Raw genomic sequence first — 16,255 nt, 5'->3', positions numbered from 1 at the left:
CAGCCCGGGCGAGCGAACCCGCCCGGCATAACATAAGCAGTTACTGCGCAAGTTTGGCTTTCACGGCTTCCAGGCCAGGTTTACCGTCAATGGTGGTCACGCCAGCCAACCAGGTATCGAGTACCTGTGGGTTTTTCTTCAGCCAGGCCTTGGCGGCGGCCTCAGGCTTCATCTTGTCATCGAGCACGTTGCCCATCAGCGTGCTTTCCATGTCGACGGTGAACTCCAGGTTTTTCAACAGCTGGCCAACGTTGCTGCATTCCTGGCTGTAGCCCTTGCGGGTGTTGGTTGCCACGGTCGCGGCACCGAAGTCGGGGCCGAAGAAGTCGTCGCCGCCGGTCAGGTACTGGATCTTGAAGCGGGTGTTCATCGGGTGTGGCGCCCAGCCGAGGAACACCACATCGGTGCCACGCTTGGCGGCGCGGTCAACCTGCGAGAGCATGCCCGCTTCACTCGATTCGACGACTTTGAAGCCGGCGTCTTTCAGGCCGAAGGCGTTCTTTTCGATCATGCTCTGGATCAGGCGGTTGCCGTCGTTGCCGGGTTCGATCCCGTAGATCTTGCCGTCCAGTTCTTTCTTGAATTTGGGGATGTCGGCGAAGTCGTGCAGGCCCTTGTCATACAAGGCCTGGGGCACGGCGAGGGTGTACTTGGCGCCCTTGAGGTTGGTGCGCACGGTGTCCACGGTGCCGGCTTCGCGGTAGGCCTTGATGTCGTTTTCCATGGTCGGCATCCAGTTGCCGAGGAATACGTCCATGTTCTTGCCGTCGGCCAGGGACTTGTAGGTCACCGGCACGGAAATCATGGTGGTCTTGGTCTTGTAGCCCAGAGCGTCGAGCACCACGCTGGTGGTGGCGGTGGTCACGGTGATGTCGGTCCAGCCGACATCGGAGAAGTTGACGGTTTTGCACTGTTCGGGTTCAGCAGCGTTGGCCAGCATCGGAAGACTCAGCATGGCGGCCAACAACAACGACGTGGAACCTTTCATGGGTGGACTCCTGGTGTTTTATCGGCAGTGTCCTGTCAGGACAACCGCGCTTAATTGGATGTTGCGGTTGGTGGCGCGTGGGCACTCTCTGACACGCGGCCTTGCAAACGAGCCGTAACCGATCATGTACCAGTGCAAATCTGACGCCTACAGGGTGGGTCGTATCCAGTACAGGGATGGTCGCATCCAGTGTTGGTGACGTCGTTTACAGATTTTTTCCGCCCCTGGAGGACCTCTGACACGCAGAAAAACGGCGCAAAACCGGGGTCGGGAAGGGGCGGCGCTGCCAGGCATGATTGCGTCGGTGTCAGACGTCGGGCCCCCAGGTAAAAACCGGATGATGCGGCCATCCCGGCGTTGAGCGTAGCAGCTCCGTCACCGGACGCTCCTGCGCCCGGATGTGCCTGTTCTGGAGGTTATCGGCAATGGCAATCAGCGTTTTCGACTTGTTCAAAATCGGTATCGGCCCGTCCAGCTCCCACACCGTGGGCCCCATGCGTGCGGCGGCGCTGTTCGTTGAAACACTGAAGGCAAAGGCCCTGCTCAATGACGTGCGTCGGGTCGAGGTGCAGTTGTTCGGTTCGCTGTCGGCCACCGGTATCGGTCACGGCAGCGACAACGCCGTGATCATGGGCTTGATGGGCGAGTGGCCGGACGCAATCGACCCGTCGCAGATCGGCCCGCGTATCGAGCGGCTGCGCGAAACCCATACCTTGCTGCTCGACGGTCGCCTGCCGGTGCCGTTCATCTGGTCCCGGGACATGCGCCTGATCGACGAGAACCTGCCATTCCATCCCAATGCCATGACCCTGGTGGCCGAGGGCGCCGACGGCGAACTTCACCGTGACACTTATTACTCGGTTGGCGGTGGCTTTGTCGTCGATCAGGCCCAGGCCTCCAGCGGCGTAGTGGATCTGGACAGCACTGAGCTGCCTTACGATTTCTCCAGCGCCGAAGAATTGCTTGAGTTGTGCCGTACCCACAACTTGCGGGTGGCCGAGTTGATGCTGGCCAACGAAAAGGTCTGGCGTTCCGAGGATGAGATTCGTAGCGGCCTGATGAAACTGTGGCGGGCCATGCAGGATTGCGTCGAACAGGGCCTCAAGCATGAAGGCATCCTGCCCGGCGGTTTGAATGTGCGCCGGCGTGCGGCCAAGTTGCACCGCAGCCTGCAAGAGCTGAACAAACCCAATGTCATTGGCTCGACCCTCAGTGCCATGGAATGGGTCAACCTGTTCGCCCTGGCGGTCAACGAGGAGAACGCCGCCGGTGGGCGCATGGTCACGGCGCCGACCAACGGTGCGGCGGGGATCATTCCGGCGGTGCTGCATTACTTCATGAAATTCAGCGAAGCGGTCACCGATGCCAACGTCGTGGATTATTTCCTCGGTGCGGCGGCCGTCGGGATCCTGTGCAAGAAGAACGCGTCGATCTCCGGTGCCGAAGTCGGTTGCCAGGGCGAGGTGGGATCGGCTTGCGCCATGGCGGCGGCAGGCCTGGCGGAGATCCTCGGGGCCTCGCCGGAACAGCTGTGCAACGCGGCGGAAATCGGCCTGGAGCACAACCTGGGCCTGACTTGCGACCCGGTGGGTGGCCTGGTGCAGGTGCCCTGCATCGAGCGCAACGCGATTGCCGCGGTGAAAGCCATCAACGCCGCGCAAATGGCTCTGCGCGGGGATGGCCAGCATTTCATTTCCCTGGACCGGGTGATCCGCACCATGCGCGATACCGGTGCCGACATGCATGACAAATATAAAGAGACCTCGCGCGGCGGCTTGGCGGTCAGTGCGGTGGAGTGCTGAGCTGCGTTCGCACAACCCTTTGTGACAAGAGGGACCCTGTGGAAGCAAGGCTTGCCCGCGATGGCGGCAGTGGACTCAACATGGATGTCCACAGACATACTGTCCTCGCGAGCAAGCTTTGCTCCCACACAGATTCCCTTTATTCACGAGATCGAAAATCGCTCGTAAAATGAACACCCATCCGCAAACGCGCCACCTTTTAGCGCGTCGCAAACAGACAAGACACCGGTTGTCGGGTTTGCCTCCATACGCCCCTCGACCGTCCGTCGTCCGTACCTGTGGTGATACTCGTCGCGCAAGCGGCGCAGCCCAGTTCCCACAAGTGCTACCGATCTGCTCACAGCCCGCTGTGACAGGTGCCTGCCGCCACTGATGGCGCTTATAACCCGCACTCGACACACGCCTTATATAGACAGGCCGCGATGTCGTTTTCAGGATTTATTGAACACGCATTCAATTTTAGGCATGGCAATTGCTCTATCCCGATAAAGCCCCGTCTCGGCAAGAGAATGATGGCAATAACAAGAGCCTCCGCCTGAGGCCATTACCCGCTTTGTGTGAGGAGATACCGCGATGACGACGTCCAACTCCGGGGCTCAACCCCAGAACCGTGCGCCTCAATCCATCGGCTTTTTGCTGCTGGACAATTTCACGCTGATTTCCCTGGCGTCCGCGGTAGAACCGCTACGCATGGCTAACCAATTGTCCGGTCGCGAGCTGTATCGCTGGACCACCCTCACCGTCGATGGCGGCCAGGTCTGGGCCAGCGACGGTTTGCAGATCACCCCCGACGCCTCCATGCACAAGGCGCCGTCCCTGGACACTGTCATCGTCTGTGGCGGCATCGGCATCCAGCGCACTGTCACCCGTGAACACGTGTCGTGGCTGCAGAGCCAGGCCCGTCAATCCCGTCGCCTCGGTGCGGTCTGCACCGGCAGCTGGGCCCTGGCCTGCGCCGGCCTGCTGGACGGGTTCGATTGCAGCGTGCACTGGGAATGCCTGGCGGCGATGCAGGAAGCCTTCCCTCGGGTCTCGATGAGCACCCGTCTGTTCACCCTCGACCGTAACCGTTTCACCAGCTCTGGCGGCACCGCGCCGCTGGACATGATGCTGCACCTGATCAGCCGCGATCACGGTCGCGAACTGTCGGCAGCGATCTCGGAAATGTTTGTCTACGAGCGCATCCGCAACGAGCAGGATCACCAGCGTGTGCCGCTCAAGCACATGCTCGGCACCAACCAGCCGAAGTTGCAGGAAATCGTCGCGCTGATGGAAGCCAACCTCGAAGAGCCGATCGACCTGGACGAACTGGCGGTGTACGTCGCCGTGTCCCGCCGTCAGTTGGAGCGGCTGTTCCAGAAGTACCTGCATTGCTCGCCGTCGCGCTATTACCTCAAGTTGCGGCTGATTCGCGCGCGGCAACTGCTCAAGCAGACGCCGATGTCGATCATCGAGGTGGCCTCGGTGTGCGGCTTTGTCTCCACCCCGCACTTCTCCAAGTGCTACCGCGAATACTTCGGCATTCCACCGCGTGACGAACGCGTAGGCTCCAACACCACGCAACAGGTGGCGATGATGCCGCTGCCACAGGCGCTGGTGCTGTCGCCGCTGTCAGGCCCGCTGTCGGCGTTGAGCCAGGCGCGCAATGAGTCGACGTTTGCCAGTGTGAGGCTCTAGACCGAGGCGCCTTCATCGCGAGCAAGCTTTGCTCCCACGGGAAGTCTTCTGGGTGAAGTAGACAGCGTGCTCCCCGGAGATCCGTAGGAGCAAAGCTTGCTCGCGATTTGGTTTATCAGCCGCTGTGGTTCTGCTGATACTCCATCAGAGCCGGCAACAGCTGCTTATCGATCGCCTGACGCACAGCCGGCAGGATGGTGGCGCTGCTGGTGTACATGTCCTTGACCATGCGCCGCAAATCATTGGCGCGGGCCCTGTCCAGCCCACGTACCGCGCACTCGCACGCCTGTTCGGCGGTGGAGCCGCTGGGTATTTGCAGCCCCAGGGCCTTGAGGTGGCCCAGCAGGTCTTCCTGGTCGATCAAATCGGCGTACATCATGACGCTTTTCCTTGTTCAGGGATTGGGGTCGTGTCTCGATTCTGGTAGCCACCCGAAGCGGCGGCAAGGGCAAATGGTCGCCATGTCATGAATGACTATGGAGGCGTCGTTTTCGGCTAACTTGCACGGGCCTGGACTGGGCACACTGACTCCAAGCTGATTCACGATGGTTTGGTCACCCTCGCGCGACAGCTCCTCCAGTAACGCACCTGCCCCGATCCTGTCACGGCTTGATCGGGGATTTTTTTGCCTCGGTGAATCGGGGGGAGATGGGTTGCCGGAAAGACCGCTATCGCGAGCAGGCTCGCTCCCACATTGAATTTTGTGAACGGCACAGAACCCTGTGGGAGCGAGCCTGCTCGCGATGAACGATGACGCGGTCTACCTTTGCAACACCAGAATCCGCGACAACAACTCATCCCGATCCACATAGCACCCCTGGAAATGCCGGGCCCCGGTGGCTGGGTCGAAGGCGTTGCGGGCATGGAGGGTGCGGCGGTTGTCGAAGCACCAAAGCTGGCCGGGTTCGAGGCGCTGTACCAAACGAAATTGTGCCTCGCGGGTCAGGGCGATGAAGCGGCGATAGGCGCGGTAAAGCCTGGGCATCTGCTCGACCGAGGTGTCGAACGGCCCGCGCAGGAAGTTCGCCATGCGGATTTCCGCAACCTGTCCCAGGGCATCCAGGGCGATGATCGGCGCCAGGCAGCGGTAGTCGCTGTGGCGGTCCTTGTTGCGAAACTCCACCGGGATTTCGCACAGCGCAGCAAAGGCCTCGGGATCTTCCTGGCGCAGGGCCTCGGCGATGGCGAAACCGTCGACAAAAATGCTTTCGCCACCCTCGGCGTCATTCACCAGGCAATGCAGGAACTGCAACCCCGGTTGCAGCTCCCGGGTTGGCAGGTCGCTGTGCAGCGGCAGGTTGAAAGCGGTGTAGGCGTTGCTGTCGGCATCGGCCTTGGATTGCACATTGAACAGCACGCCGAAGTTGCTTTCGCGGATGAACGAAATGCGCTGGGCGATCAGCTTCAGCGAACCGGGTTCGGTGGGCACGCCGCGCACTTGGGTCAGGCCGATGTCGCGCACCGCCAGCAGCCATTGCAGCAAGGCATCGGCATCGTCCATCAGCGTCCGGTAGTCGAATACCGGCAATTGCAGATCACGTCGCCATAGTTGGCTTTTGGGCTTGTTCGCCAGGCGTTCGGCCCGGGATTGGTCGTCGTAGGCATGGGCGCGCAACCAGCCCGGGTCGAAACGGCTCTGGTGGCCGTCCTGCCAATCCACGCACAGGCAACCTTCGTCGTCGAGGCGGGTTGCGGCGGGTGCCAAGTCTTCGGGTACATCAATGATCTCCAGCACCTGCTCGCGGGTGACGCTGTAGACGCATTGGGGGCAAGGGCAGTTGTCCCGCAGCCATTGATGATGAAAGGGGCTGGTCCGACCGTCGGCCCAGGTGACTTGCACCCGGTCGGCCAAGGGCCTTGCGGCGGTCAATGCGAAGATCAGGGGATAACGGCGGAAGTCGGCAAAAGCGGCAGCGGTGTTCATGGCGATCTCCTGTTCGAGGCTTATCGGGCGGGAGGCAGGGCGATGACCCGACCGATGTACGCCGGAGTCGGCAGGTCGGCTTGTTGGTCGAGCAGGGCTTTGAGGCGGTCCAGGGTCGGTTCCGTGAAGGGCGCCGAGCGCGGGCCGGCCAGGTCGACGTGCAGCAGCATTTGCTCGTTGCCGGCCAGCTCTTTATCGCCACCGACCAGATGCAGGCTGTGGTAGAGGTGCAGGCGCTTGGCGTCGTGGCCGATGATTTGCGTGTGCACCTCCACTTCGGCGTCGAGCTTCACTTCGTGCAGGTAATTGAGGTGCAGTTCGAGGGTGAACAGCGAGTGGCCGCTGGCCTCGCGGTTCTGGCTGTCCAGGCCGAGCCGGTCCATCAGCGCGTCGGTGGCGTAGCTGAAGATCAGCAGGTAAAAGGCATCGCGCAGGTGGCCGTTGTAATCGACCCATTCCGGGAGGATGCGGGTTTGGTAGGTGGTGAGGGTGGGCATGATTCAGGTCCGACAATTGAGGTGACTGGGCTGGCGCTATCGCGAGCAGGCTCGCTCCCACAGGGATTTGGCGGTGTGAACACTATTATTTCACCCAGAAAATCCCCTGTGGGAGCGAGCCTGCTCGCGATGAGGCCAGATAGGCTGGCCCCAAAAAGCCAGGGGTTACTCGGTGAAGGCCATTCCATGCTTGGCCTTGGTGGTCTTCACCGCTTCCAGCACCGCCAGCAGGCAATCATCACGATAGCGCTCCAGGGCCGAAATGCTGTGGCTGCCCAGTTGCGCGCTGGTCCCGTCCACTACGTCGTCGATCAGTTTCTCGGTCAGCTCCGGCGCTGGCAGGTAGGTCCACGGCAGCTGTAACGCCGGGCCGAACTGGGCCATGAAGTGCCGCATGCCGGCATCGCCGCCAGCCAGGGTATAGGTCAGGAACGTGCCCATGAACGACCAGCGCAAGCCGGCACCGAAACGGATCGCGTCATCGATTTCGCCGGTGGTGGCCACGCCGTCGTTGACCAGGTGCAGGGCTTCGCGCCACAGCGCCTCGAGCAGGCGGTCGGCGATGAAACCGGGTACTTCCTTGCGTACGTGCAGTGGCCGCATGCCGAGGGATTCGTACACCTGCATCGCCGCCTGCACGGCCTCGGGCGCGGTGTTTTTGCCGCCCACCACTTCCACCAGTGGCAACAGGTAGACCGGGTTGAACGGGTGGCCGACCACGCAGCGTTCCGGGTGGGTGGCGCCTTCGTAGAATTCGCTCGGCAGCAGCCCCGATGTGCTGGAACCGATCAGCGCGTTCGGCTTGGCGGCGGCGCTGATCTGGGCGTGCAGCTCGAGTTTCAATTCCAGGCGCTCGGGGGCGCTTTCCTGGATGAAATCGGCGTCGCGTACGCATTCTTCGATGGTCGTGACAAAGCGCAGCCGATCCTGCGAAGCACCAGGGGCCAGGCCTTGTTTTTCCAGCGCGCCCCAAGCGTTGGCGACGCGTTTGCGCAGCGCCGCTTCGGCGCCGGGTGCCGGGTCCCAGGCGACGACGTCCAGGCCATGGGCCAGGGCGCGGCTGACCCAGCCGCTGCCGATCACACCGCTGCCCAAAGCGGCGAAGGTTTTGATGTCGGTGATGAAGCTCATAGTGATGTCCTGAAAAAATAGTTCGGTGATCCCCTGTGGGAGCAAGGCTTGCCCGCGATGCCGGCAGTAGATTCAACAGGGATGTCGACTGACATACCGTCATCGCGGGCAAGCCTTGCTCCCACAGGTTGTGTCCCTAGGGGGAGATAAGTGTTTGGTCAGCCGCGCTGGGTCAGTCCCATTTTCTTGCGCCCCTCAGCCGGGGTGAGCACCCGCGCCCCGAGGCGGCTGAGGATTTCGCTGGCGCGCTCCACCAGTTGGCCGTTGGTGGCGAGCACGCCTTTGTCCAGCCAGAGGTTGTCTTCCAACCCGACCCTTACGTTGCCTCCCAGCAGCACCGCCTGGGCGGCCATCGGCATTTGCATGCGACCGATGCCGAAGCCGGCCCACACGGCATCCGCCGGCAGGTTGTCGACCATGGCTTTCATGGTGGTGGTGTCAGCCGGCGCGCCCCACGGGATGCCCAGGCAGAGTTGGAACAGCGGGTTGTCCAGCAGGCCTTCCTTGATCAGTTGCTTGGCGAACCACAGGTGGCCGGTGTCGAAGATCTCCAGCTCGGCCTTGACCCCCAGTTCAGTGATGCGCTTGGCCCCGGCCCGCAGTTGCGCCGGGGTGGAGACGTAAATGGTGTCGCCGTCGCCGAAGTTCAGGGTGCCGCAATCCAGGGTGCAGATTTCCGGCAACAGCTCTTCGACGTGGGCCAGGCGGGTCAACGGCCCCACCAGGTCGGTGTTGGGGCCGAACTCCATTGGTCGTTCGCCGGCACCGATTTCCAGGTCGCCGCCCATGCCGGCGGTGAGGTTGACGATGATGTCGACGTCCGCCTCACGGATGCGCTCCATCACTTCGCGGTACAGCGCCACATCGCGGCTGAACTTGCCGGTCTGCGGATCGCGAACGTGGCAGTGGACCACCGTGGCCCCGGCCTTCGCCGCCTCGACGGCGGCGGCAGCGATCTGTTTCGGGGTGACCGGCACGTGCGGGCTCTTGGCGGTCGTGTCGCCAGCACCGGTGAGTGCGCAGGTGATGATGACGTCGTGGTTCATGGTGCGGATTCCTTCAGGCGTGATGAGTCACTGCGCAGCCATGGGTGCTGCGCAGGGGGATAAAGGTTGATCAGTTGCTGGTCAGCTTCAGGTTGTCGGCAGCGGGCTTGCCGTCGAAGGTGGTCACGCCTTCGAGCCAGCGCTGCTTGTCTTGCGGATGATCCTTGAGCCATTGCCGGGCCGACTCCAGCGGGTCCTTGTGATCGAGCAGCGGTTGCATCATCCGGCTCTCGTCTTCGGCGGTGAAGGTCAGGTTGCTCAGCAAGCGCCCAACGTTCGGGCATTGCTGGGCGTAGTCCGGCGCGGTGACGGTCCATACGGTGGCCATGCCTTCGTTCGGGCCGAGAGCGTCGTCACTGCCAGTGAGGTAGGTCATTTGCACGTTGACGTTCATCGGGTGCGGTGCCCAGCCAAAGAACACCACGGCTTCCTTGCGGCGCACGGCGCGGTCCACGGCGGCGAGCATGCCGGCCTCGCTGGACTCCACCAGCTGGAATTTGCCCAGGCCGAACTGGTTCTTGGCGATCATCGCCTTGATCTGGGTGTTGGCGCCGGAACCAGGCTCGATGCCGTAGATCTTGCCGCCCAGTTCTTTTTCGAATTTGGCGATGTCGGCGAAGGTCTTCAGGCCCTTGTCGGCCAGATAGGTCGGCACGGCCAGGGTCGCGCGGGCATCCTTGAGGCTGGGTTGTTCCAGCACCTTGACCTGCTTGGCCTCGACGAACGGGGTGATGGTCTGGGTCATCAGCGGGTTCCAGTAGCCCAGGAACAGGTCCAGGCGCTGGTCGCGGATGCCGGCGAAGATGATTTGCTGGGAGGCGCTGGTTTGCTTGGTCTTGTAGCCGAGGCCATCGAGCATCACCTGGGTCAGGGCGCTGGTGGCGATGACGTCGGTCCAGTTGACCACGCCCAGGCGCACGTTCTGGCACGCGGCGGGCTCGGCTGCCATGGCGGCCGGGCTCAGGAGTTGGGTAGCGCTGAGTGCAAGAACGCAGTAGCTGATCAGTCGTTTCATTGTCAGGTTCCTCGGCAGCTTATTGTTATGGGGCCCGGAGTCTGCGCGCCGGTGATGCCAAGTTACGCAGCCTCGGGCGGGGCAAAACGCACAGCGGCGACGTGCTCTTGCACTGCAGCGACCTGTACGCTTGAACGTCGCTTGCAACTGGCGTATCAAGGTCCGCACGCTGCCCGTCAACCGAGTGCGCTCCATGTCCCAGGATTTCTACTTCTTGTTGATGCCGGGTTTCTCGGCCATCGGCTTCATTTCGGCCATCGAGCCGTTGCGGGTCGCCAATCGTTTTCGTGGCGAGCTGTACCGCTGGCATGTGCTGAGCGCCGATGGTGGGGCGGTGCTGGCGAGCAATGGCATGTCGGTCAACGCCGATGCTGCACTGGAGCCATTGAAGAAGGGCGCGACGCTCTGGGTGGTGGCGGGGTTCGAACCGCTGAAATTCGCCACCCCGGCCCTGGAGCGTTGGCTGCATCGTTTGGACAATGAAGGCGTGACCCTCGGCGGCATCGACACCGGTAGCGTGGTCCTGGCCGAGGCGGGCCTGTTGGAAGGGCACCGCGTGACCTTGCATTGGGAAGCGATCGAGGCGTTCAAGGAATCTTATCCACAGCTCAGCGTGACCCAGGAACTGTTCGAAATCGATCGCCGCCGCATCACCTGCGCCGGCGGCACTGCGTCCATCGACCTGATGCTTGATCTGATCGGCCAGGCCCATGGTTCGGAACTGGCGATCCAGGTCAGCGAACAGTTCGTGCTGGGGCGCATCCGGCCGCGCAAAGACCACCAGCGCATGGAAATCGCCAGCCGCTACGGCATTCGCAACAAGAAGCTGGTGCACGTCATCGGCGAGATGGAAACTCACAGCGAACCGCCCCTGAGTACCCTTGAACTGGCCGAGTCCATTGGCGTTACCCGCCGCCAGCTCGAGCGGCTGTTCCGCCTGCACCTGAACGACACCCCGAGCAATTTCTACCTGCGCTTGCGCCTGGAAAAGGCCCGGCAATTGCTGCGTCAGACCGACATGAGCGTGCTGGAAGTGAGCATTGCCTGCGGTTTTGAGTCACCGTCGTACTTCACTCGCAGCTATCGGGCACGGTTCGCGCGCTGCCCACGGGAGGATCGGCGGCGGCAGGGGGATGGACGGGAGCTGGTTTGACAGGGTTTTATACTCAATTATGCTCGCGACTATAAATTATACCTGTCGTCATAATTGAGTATAAAACTCACCGATTCGAAGTTGGAGGTGGTGGCCAAGATGCTCAGGAGCCTGGGTGCTCCCTCGCCACAGGTACTGTGTCCGGTTGGAAAGATCTATTTCTTCACCAGCGCCGAACATGCTGCCTTATAAGCCTCATGCTGATACTTGTTCAGCGTCGCCGGCAGGGCGAAGTCATGCTTTTTGCTCTGCGCATTGATGGTCTGCGGCGACAGCAGCGTCACCTCGCAGCCCTCCAGCAACTGGAAAACCCCCTCGATCTTGAACGTCGTCGGCCCTCCGGCGAATTCCCCTTTCTTGCTGCGCTTCTTGATGGCGATGCGTTCGATACCGTTATCCACCACGAACGCCCGCACCTGAGCGGCGAAGGCCTTGACGTTGGCGGCTTCGTCATCGTCGTCCAGGGCGATTTTCTTGGTGTTGAGGACGATATGGGTCAGCGTCTGTTGATCCAGCGAGGCCACGGCGATGATCGCTTCGCTGCCTTTGATTTCGATGCCGCAGGTTTTCATGTGAGTCCCTTTACCAATGATGCGCGCAGCTTACCGCGCGGAACGGCTCCTGACGCATCACTCCTGCCCTATCGACTCCAAAAACTCCGACCGATCGTCGCTCACCTGGGCCATGCAGTCGTTTTCGGCGATTTTGTAGGCTTCGCTGCCGGGTTTGGCCGGGAAGGCGGCGATGGCGCAGTCGGCGTCGCGCTGTTTTTGCCACAGCTGTTGGGCGTTCTTGATCTTGGCGGTGATGTCGCTGAGTTGGGCCTTGTCGCTGGCGTAGCGGGTTTGCAGGCGTTCGTTGAGGCTTTGCAGGTTTTCATTGAGCAGTTGTTCGGCGGCGGTTTTGCCGTAGGCCGAGCAGGCCAGGGTCTGGACGTCGTTTTCCACGGCGTCGCAGGGGTTGGGTTCGGTGTCTTCGGTCGCGTGTGCGACGGTGCTGATCAGTGCCAAAGCCAGGAAGATTGATTTCATTGCGTCGCCGCTCGAGTCCAGTGAAAGCCAGTGATGCAGCGGATTCTGGCGCAAGCGTCGGGTAAAGAACAGACGGGCAGGGTGGGCCGGGCATAGCCCATTGTCGCGGATTGACGCTTTCGGCAATTCCCCTGTCGTTTTTGCACCCGGTCGCCACGGCCCTCAGGCATATGCTGGCCCCAAAGCGCCGGCACACGATTCGGCGCATGAATCGCTGACAAAAGGGGACTGCCTGATGAGCCCAGCCGAATTGCACGCCGACAGCATCGTTATCGACGGGCTGATCATTGCCAAGTGGAACCGCGACCTGTTCGAAGACATGCGCAAGGGCGGCCTGACCGCAGCCAACTGCACCGTGTCGGTGTGGGAAGGTTTCCAGGCCACCATCAACAACATCGTTGCCAGCCAGAAACTGATCCGCGAGAACAGTGACCTGGTGATCCCGGTGAAAACCACCGCCGACATCCGTCGCGCCAAGGAACAAGGCAAGACCGGCATCATCTTCGGCTTCCAGAACGCCCACGCCTTCGAAGACCAGCTCGGCTACGTCGAGATCTTCAAGCAGCTCGGCGTGGGTGTGGTGCAGATGTGCTACAACACCCAGAATCTGGTCGGCACCGGTTGCTATGAGCGCGACGGCGGCCTGTCGGGCTTCGGCCGTGAAATCGTCGCCGAGATGAACCGGGTCGGCATCATGTGCGACCTGTCCCACGTCGGTTCCAAGACTTCCGAAGAAGTCATCCTCGAATCGAAGAAGCCGGTCTGCTATTCCCACTGCCTGCCGTCCGGCCTGAAAGAGCACCCGCGCAACAAGTCCGATGAGGAACTGAAGTTCATCGCCGACCACGGCGGCTTCGTTGGCGTGACCATGTTCGCGCCGTTCCTGGCCAAGGGCATCGATTCGACCATCGACGACTACGCCGAAGCCATTGAATACACCATGAACATCGTCGGCGAAGACGCCATCGGCATTGGTACCGACTTCACCCAGGGCCACGGCCAGGATTTCTTCGAAATGCTGACCCACGACAAGGGCTACGCCCGTCGTCTGACCAGCTTCGGCAAGATCATCAACCCCCTGGGCATCCGCACCGTGGGCGAGTTCCCGAACCTCACCGAGACGCTGCTCAAGCGCGGCCATCCTGAGCGGGTGGTGCGCAAGATCATGGGCGAAAACTGGGTCAACGTCTTGAAGGACGTCTGGGGCGAGTAACCGCCACCGCACCGCTAATCCTCTACCTGCGGCCCTCTGCGCCGCAGGCAATACCACGAATTTCCGGAGTCAAGTTTTCATGGCCAAGATCGCCCCGCAACTGCCTATCGAAGTCGACAGCGAAACCGGTGTCTGGACCTCCGACGCCCTGCCGATGCTGTACGTGCCGCGTCACTTCTTCGTCAACAACCACATGGGCATCGAGGAAGTCCTGGGCGCCGACGCCTATGCCGAGATTCTCTACAAGGCCGGCTACAAATCCGCCTGGCACTGGTGTGAAAAAGAAGCCGAATGCCATGGCCTGGAAGGTGTCGCGGTGTTCGAGCACTACATGAAGCGCTTGTCCCAGCGTGGTTGGGGTCTGTTCAAGATCCAGGACATCGACCTGGACAAAGGCACCGCCAGCGTCAAGCTCGAACACTCGGCGTTCGTCTATGTGTACGGCAAGGTCGGGCGCAAGGTCGACTACATGTTCACCGGCTGGTTCGCCGGCGCCATGGACCAGATCCTGGCCGCTCGCGGCAGCAAGATCCGCACCGTGGCCGAACAGGTCTATGGCGGTTCCGAAGAAGGCCACGACGACGGCCTGTTCATCGTCAAGCCGTTGTAAGTCGAGGATTGCGCCATGGCTTTTGAAGCAATGTTCCAGCCGATCCAGATCGGCAAACTGACCATCCGCAACCGCGTGCTCAGCACCGCCCACGCCGAGGTCTACGCCACCGACGGCGGCATGACCACCGACCGGTACGTGAAGTATTACGAAGAAAAGGCCAAGGGCGGCATCGGGCTGGCGATTTGCGGTGGCTCGTCGGTGGTCGCCATCGACAGCCCGCAGGAATGGTGGAGTTCGGTGAACCTGTCCACTGACCGCATCATCCCGCACTTCCAGAACCTGGCCGACGCCATGCACAAGCATGGCGCCAAGATCATGATCCAGATTACCCACATGGGCCGGCGCTCGCGCTGGGATGGTTTCAACTGGCCGACGCTGATGTCGCCATCCGGTGTGCGTGAGCCAGTGCACCGCGCCACCTGCAAGACCATCGAGCCGGAAGAAATCTGGCGGGTGATCGGCAACTACGCCCAGGCGGCGCGCCGGGCCAAGGCCGGTGGCCTGGACGGTGTCGAACTGTCCGCCGTGCACCAGCACATGATCGACCAGTTCTGGAGCCCGCGGGTCAACAAGCGTACCGACGAATGGGGCGGCACCTTCGAAGGCCGGATGAAGTTCGGCCTGGAAGTGTTGAAAGCCGTGCGTGCCGAGGTCGGTGACGACTTCTGCGTGGGCATGCGCATCTGCGGTGACGAATTCCACCCGGACGGCTTGTCCCACGAGGACATGAAGCAGATCGCCAAGTACTACGATGACACCGGCATGCTGGACTTCATCGGCGTGGTGGGCTCGGGTTGCGACACCCACAACACCCTGGCCAACGTCATCCCGAACATGAGTTATCCACCGGAGCCGTTCCTGCACCTGGCCGCCGGTATCAAGGAAGTGGTCAAGGTCCCGGTCCTGCACGCGCAGAACATCAAGGACCCGAACCAGGCCACGCGGATCCTGGAGGGCGGTTACGTCGACATGGTCGGCATGACCCGCGCCCATATCGCCGACCCGCACCTGATCGCCAAGATCAAGATGGGCCAGATCGACCAGATCAAGCAGTGCGTCGGCGCCAACTACTGCATCGACCGCCAGTACCAGGGCCTGGACGTGCTGTGCATCCAGAACGCCGCGACGTCCCGTGAATACATGGGCGTGCCGCACATCATCGAGAAGTCCACCGGGCCGAAACGCAAGGTGGTGGTCGTTGGTGCCGGCCCGGCCGGGATGGAAGCGGCGCGTGTGGCCGCCGAACGTGGGCACGACGTGACCCTGTTCGAGAAGAAAGAATTCATCGGCGGGCAAATCACCACGGCCTCGAAGGCTCCGCAACGGGACCAGATCGCCGGTATCACCCGCTGGTTCCAACTGGAGCTGGCGCGGTTGAAAGTCGACCTGCGCCTGGGCGTGGCGGCTGATGCGGCGACCATCATGGACCTGCGTCCAGATGTGGTGGTACTGGCTGTCGGCGGGCATCCGAACCTGGAGCAGAACGAGCACTGGGGCGCCGCCGAAGGGCTGGTGGTCAGCAGCTGGGACGTGCTCGACGGCAAGGTCGCGCCAGGCAAGAACGTGCTGGTCTACGACACCATTTGCGAGTTCACCGGCATGTCGGTGGCCGACTTCCTCGCCGACAAGGGCAGCCAGGTCGAGATCGTCACCGACGACATCAAGCCGGGCGTGGCGATTGGCGGGACGTCGTTCCCTACCTACTACCGCAGCATGTACCCCAAGGAAGTGATCATGACCGGGGACATGATGCTGGAGAAGGTCTACCGCGAAGGCGACAAGCTGGTGGCGGTGCTGGAGAACGAATACACCGGTGCCAAGGAAGAACGTGTGGTGGACCAGGTGGTGGTGGAAAACGGCGTGCGGCCGGACGAAGAAATCTACTACGCGCTCAAGGAAGGGTCGCGCAACAAGGGCCAGATCGACGTCGAAGCCCTGTTCGCGATCAAGCCCCAACCGTGCCTGGAGCAGAGCGGCGAGGGCTACCTGCTGTTCCGCATCGGCGACTGCGTGGCCCAGCGTAATACCCACGCTGCCATCTACGACGCCCTGCGGTTGTGCAAGGATTTCTAACGGCTTGTGGATAACCCTGTGGGAGCAAGGCTTGCCCGCGAAAAATGCGACGCGCAGCATCTGACTGACCGAGTCGACTGCATCGCGGGCAA

General features: G+C 61.8%; 15 protein-coding genes. 6 read left to right on the top strand and 9 right to left on the bottom strand.

Going from position 1 to position 16,255, the window contains the following annotated elements:
• Positions 1–40 precede the first annotated feature (40 nt).
• Complete coding sequence (locus DTP52_RS21065) at positions 41–988, bottom strand: choline ABC transporter substrate-binding protein (protein ID WP_109755058.1); 948 nt, start codon at positions 986–988, stop codon at positions 41–43.
• 425 nt (positions 989–1,413) lie between these two features.
• Between DTP52_RS21065 and DTP52_RS21060 the strand changes: the two genes are divergently transcribed.
• Positions 1,414–2,790, top strand: coding sequence for an L-serine ammonia-lyase (locus DTP52_RS21060; protein ID WP_109755057.1), 1,377 nt, complete (start codon positions 1,414–1,416; stop codon positions 2,788–2,790).
• A 573-nt stretch (positions 2,791–3,363) separates the two neighbouring features.
• Positions 3,364–4,467: a GlxA family transcriptional regulator gene (locus DTP52_RS21055; protein ID WP_039590608.1), complete on the top strand. Its 1,104-nt coding sequence runs from the start codon at positions 3,364–3,366 to the stop codon at positions 4,465–4,467.
• 115 nt (positions 4,468–4,582) lie between these two features.
• On the opposite strand, the gene DTP52_RS21050 is transcribed toward DTP52_RS21055, so the two are convergent.
• The 6 genes from DTP52_RS21050 to DTP52_RS21025 form a co-directional block, all read right to left on the bottom strand.
• Positions 4,583–4,846 (bottom strand): hypothetical protein, encoded by a 264-nt coding sequence (locus DTP52_RS21050; protein ID WP_109755056.1) that lies wholly within the window; start codon positions 4,844–4,846, stop codon positions 4,583–4,585.
• Positions 4,847–5,227: 381 nt separating this feature from the next.
• Positions 5,228–6,391 carry a gamma-butyrobetaine dioxygenase gene (locus DTP52_RS21045; RefSeq protein WP_109755055.1) on the bottom strand — a complete coding sequence of 388 codons (1,164 nt, stop codon included), beginning with the start codon at positions 6,389–6,391 and terminating at the stop codon, positions 5,228–5,230.
• A gap of 20 nt (positions 6,392–6,411) precedes the next feature.
• A complete protein-coding gene (locus DTP52_RS21040) occupies positions 6,412–6,888 on the bottom strand; it encodes a thioesterase family protein (protein ID WP_109755054.1) in 477 nt (158 codons plus the stop codon).
• A 165-nt stretch (positions 6,889–7,053) separates the two neighbouring features.
• A complete protein-coding gene (locus DTP52_RS21035) occupies positions 7,054–8,019 on the bottom strand; it encodes an L-carnitine dehydrogenase (RefSeq protein ID WP_109755053.1) in 966 nt (321 codons plus the stop codon).
• 158 nt (positions 8,020–8,177) lie between these two features.
• On the bottom strand, positions 8,178–9,065 hold the full coding sequence (locus tag DTP52_RS21030) for a 3-keto-5-aminohexanoate cleavage protein (protein WP_109755052.1): 888 nt from the start codon (positions 9,063–9,065) through the stop codon (positions 8,178–8,180).
• 70 nt (positions 9,066–9,135) lie between these two features.
• The gene (locus tag DTP52_RS21025) at positions 9,136–10,080 is read right to left on the bottom strand and encodes a choline ABC transporter substrate-binding protein (RefSeq protein WP_109755051.1); all 945 of its coding nucleotides are present in this window, start codon (positions 10,078–10,080) and stop codon (positions 9,136–9,138) included.
• 193 nt (positions 10,081–10,273) lie between these two features.
• On the opposite strand from DTP52_RS21025, the gene DTP52_RS21020 reads away from it, so the two are divergent.
• Complete coding sequence (locus DTP52_RS21020; protein WP_109755050.1) at positions 10,274–11,233, top strand: GlxA family transcriptional regulator; 960 nt, start codon at positions 10,274–10,276, stop codon at positions 11,231–11,233.
• Positions 11,234–11,388: 155 nt separating this feature from the next.
• Here DTP52_RS21020 and DTP52_RS21015 read toward each other — a convergent pair whose 3' ends face one another.
• Both DTP52_RS21015 and DTP52_RS21010 read right to left on the bottom strand, forming a co-directional pair.
• Positions 11,389–11,805, bottom strand: a complete 417-nt coding sequence (locus DTP52_RS21015; RefSeq protein WP_109755049.1) for a DUF3010 family protein — start codon at positions 11,803–11,805, stop codon at positions 11,389–11,391.
• Between the two features lie 57 nt (positions 11,806–11,862).
• A complete protein-coding gene (locus tag DTP52_RS21010) occupies positions 11,863–12,264 on the bottom strand; it encodes a lysozyme inhibitor LprI family protein (RefSeq protein ID WP_109755048.1) in 402 nt (133 codons plus the stop codon).
• A gap of 235 nt (positions 12,265–12,499) precedes the next feature.
• Between DTP52_RS21010 and DTP52_RS21005 the strand changes: the two genes are divergently transcribed.
• The 3 genes from DTP52_RS21005 (at position 12,500) to dgcA (ending at position 16,163) form a co-directional block, all read left to right on the top strand.
• On the top strand, positions 12,500–13,477 hold the full coding sequence (locus DTP52_RS21005; RefSeq protein WP_030139307.1) for a dipeptidase: 978 nt from the start codon (positions 12,500–12,502) through the stop codon (positions 13,475–13,477).
• A gap of 79 nt (positions 13,478–13,556) precedes the next feature.
• On the top strand, positions 13,557–14,087 hold the full coding sequence (locus tag DTP52_RS21000; protein WP_003177589.1) for a 4-vinyl reductase: 531 nt from the start codon (positions 13,557–13,559) through the stop codon (positions 14,085–14,087).
• A gap of 15 nt (positions 14,088–14,102) precedes the next feature.
• Positions 14,103–16,163, top strand: a complete 2,061-nt coding sequence (gene dgcA, locus DTP52_RS20995) for a dimethylglycine demethylation protein DgcA (RefSeq protein WP_109755047.1) — start codon at positions 14,103–14,105, stop codon at positions 16,161–16,163.
• The last annotated feature ends 92 nt before the right edge of the window (positions 16,164–16,255 follow it).

This window comes from Pseudomonas sp. 43mfcvi1.1 (genome assembly GCF_900115935.1).
Lineage (GTDB): Bacteria > Pseudomonadota > Gammaproteobacteria > Pseudomonadales > Pseudomonadaceae > Aquipseudomonas > Aquipseudomonas bijieensis.
This window is presented reverse-complemented; position numbering and strand designations above follow the sequence as displayed.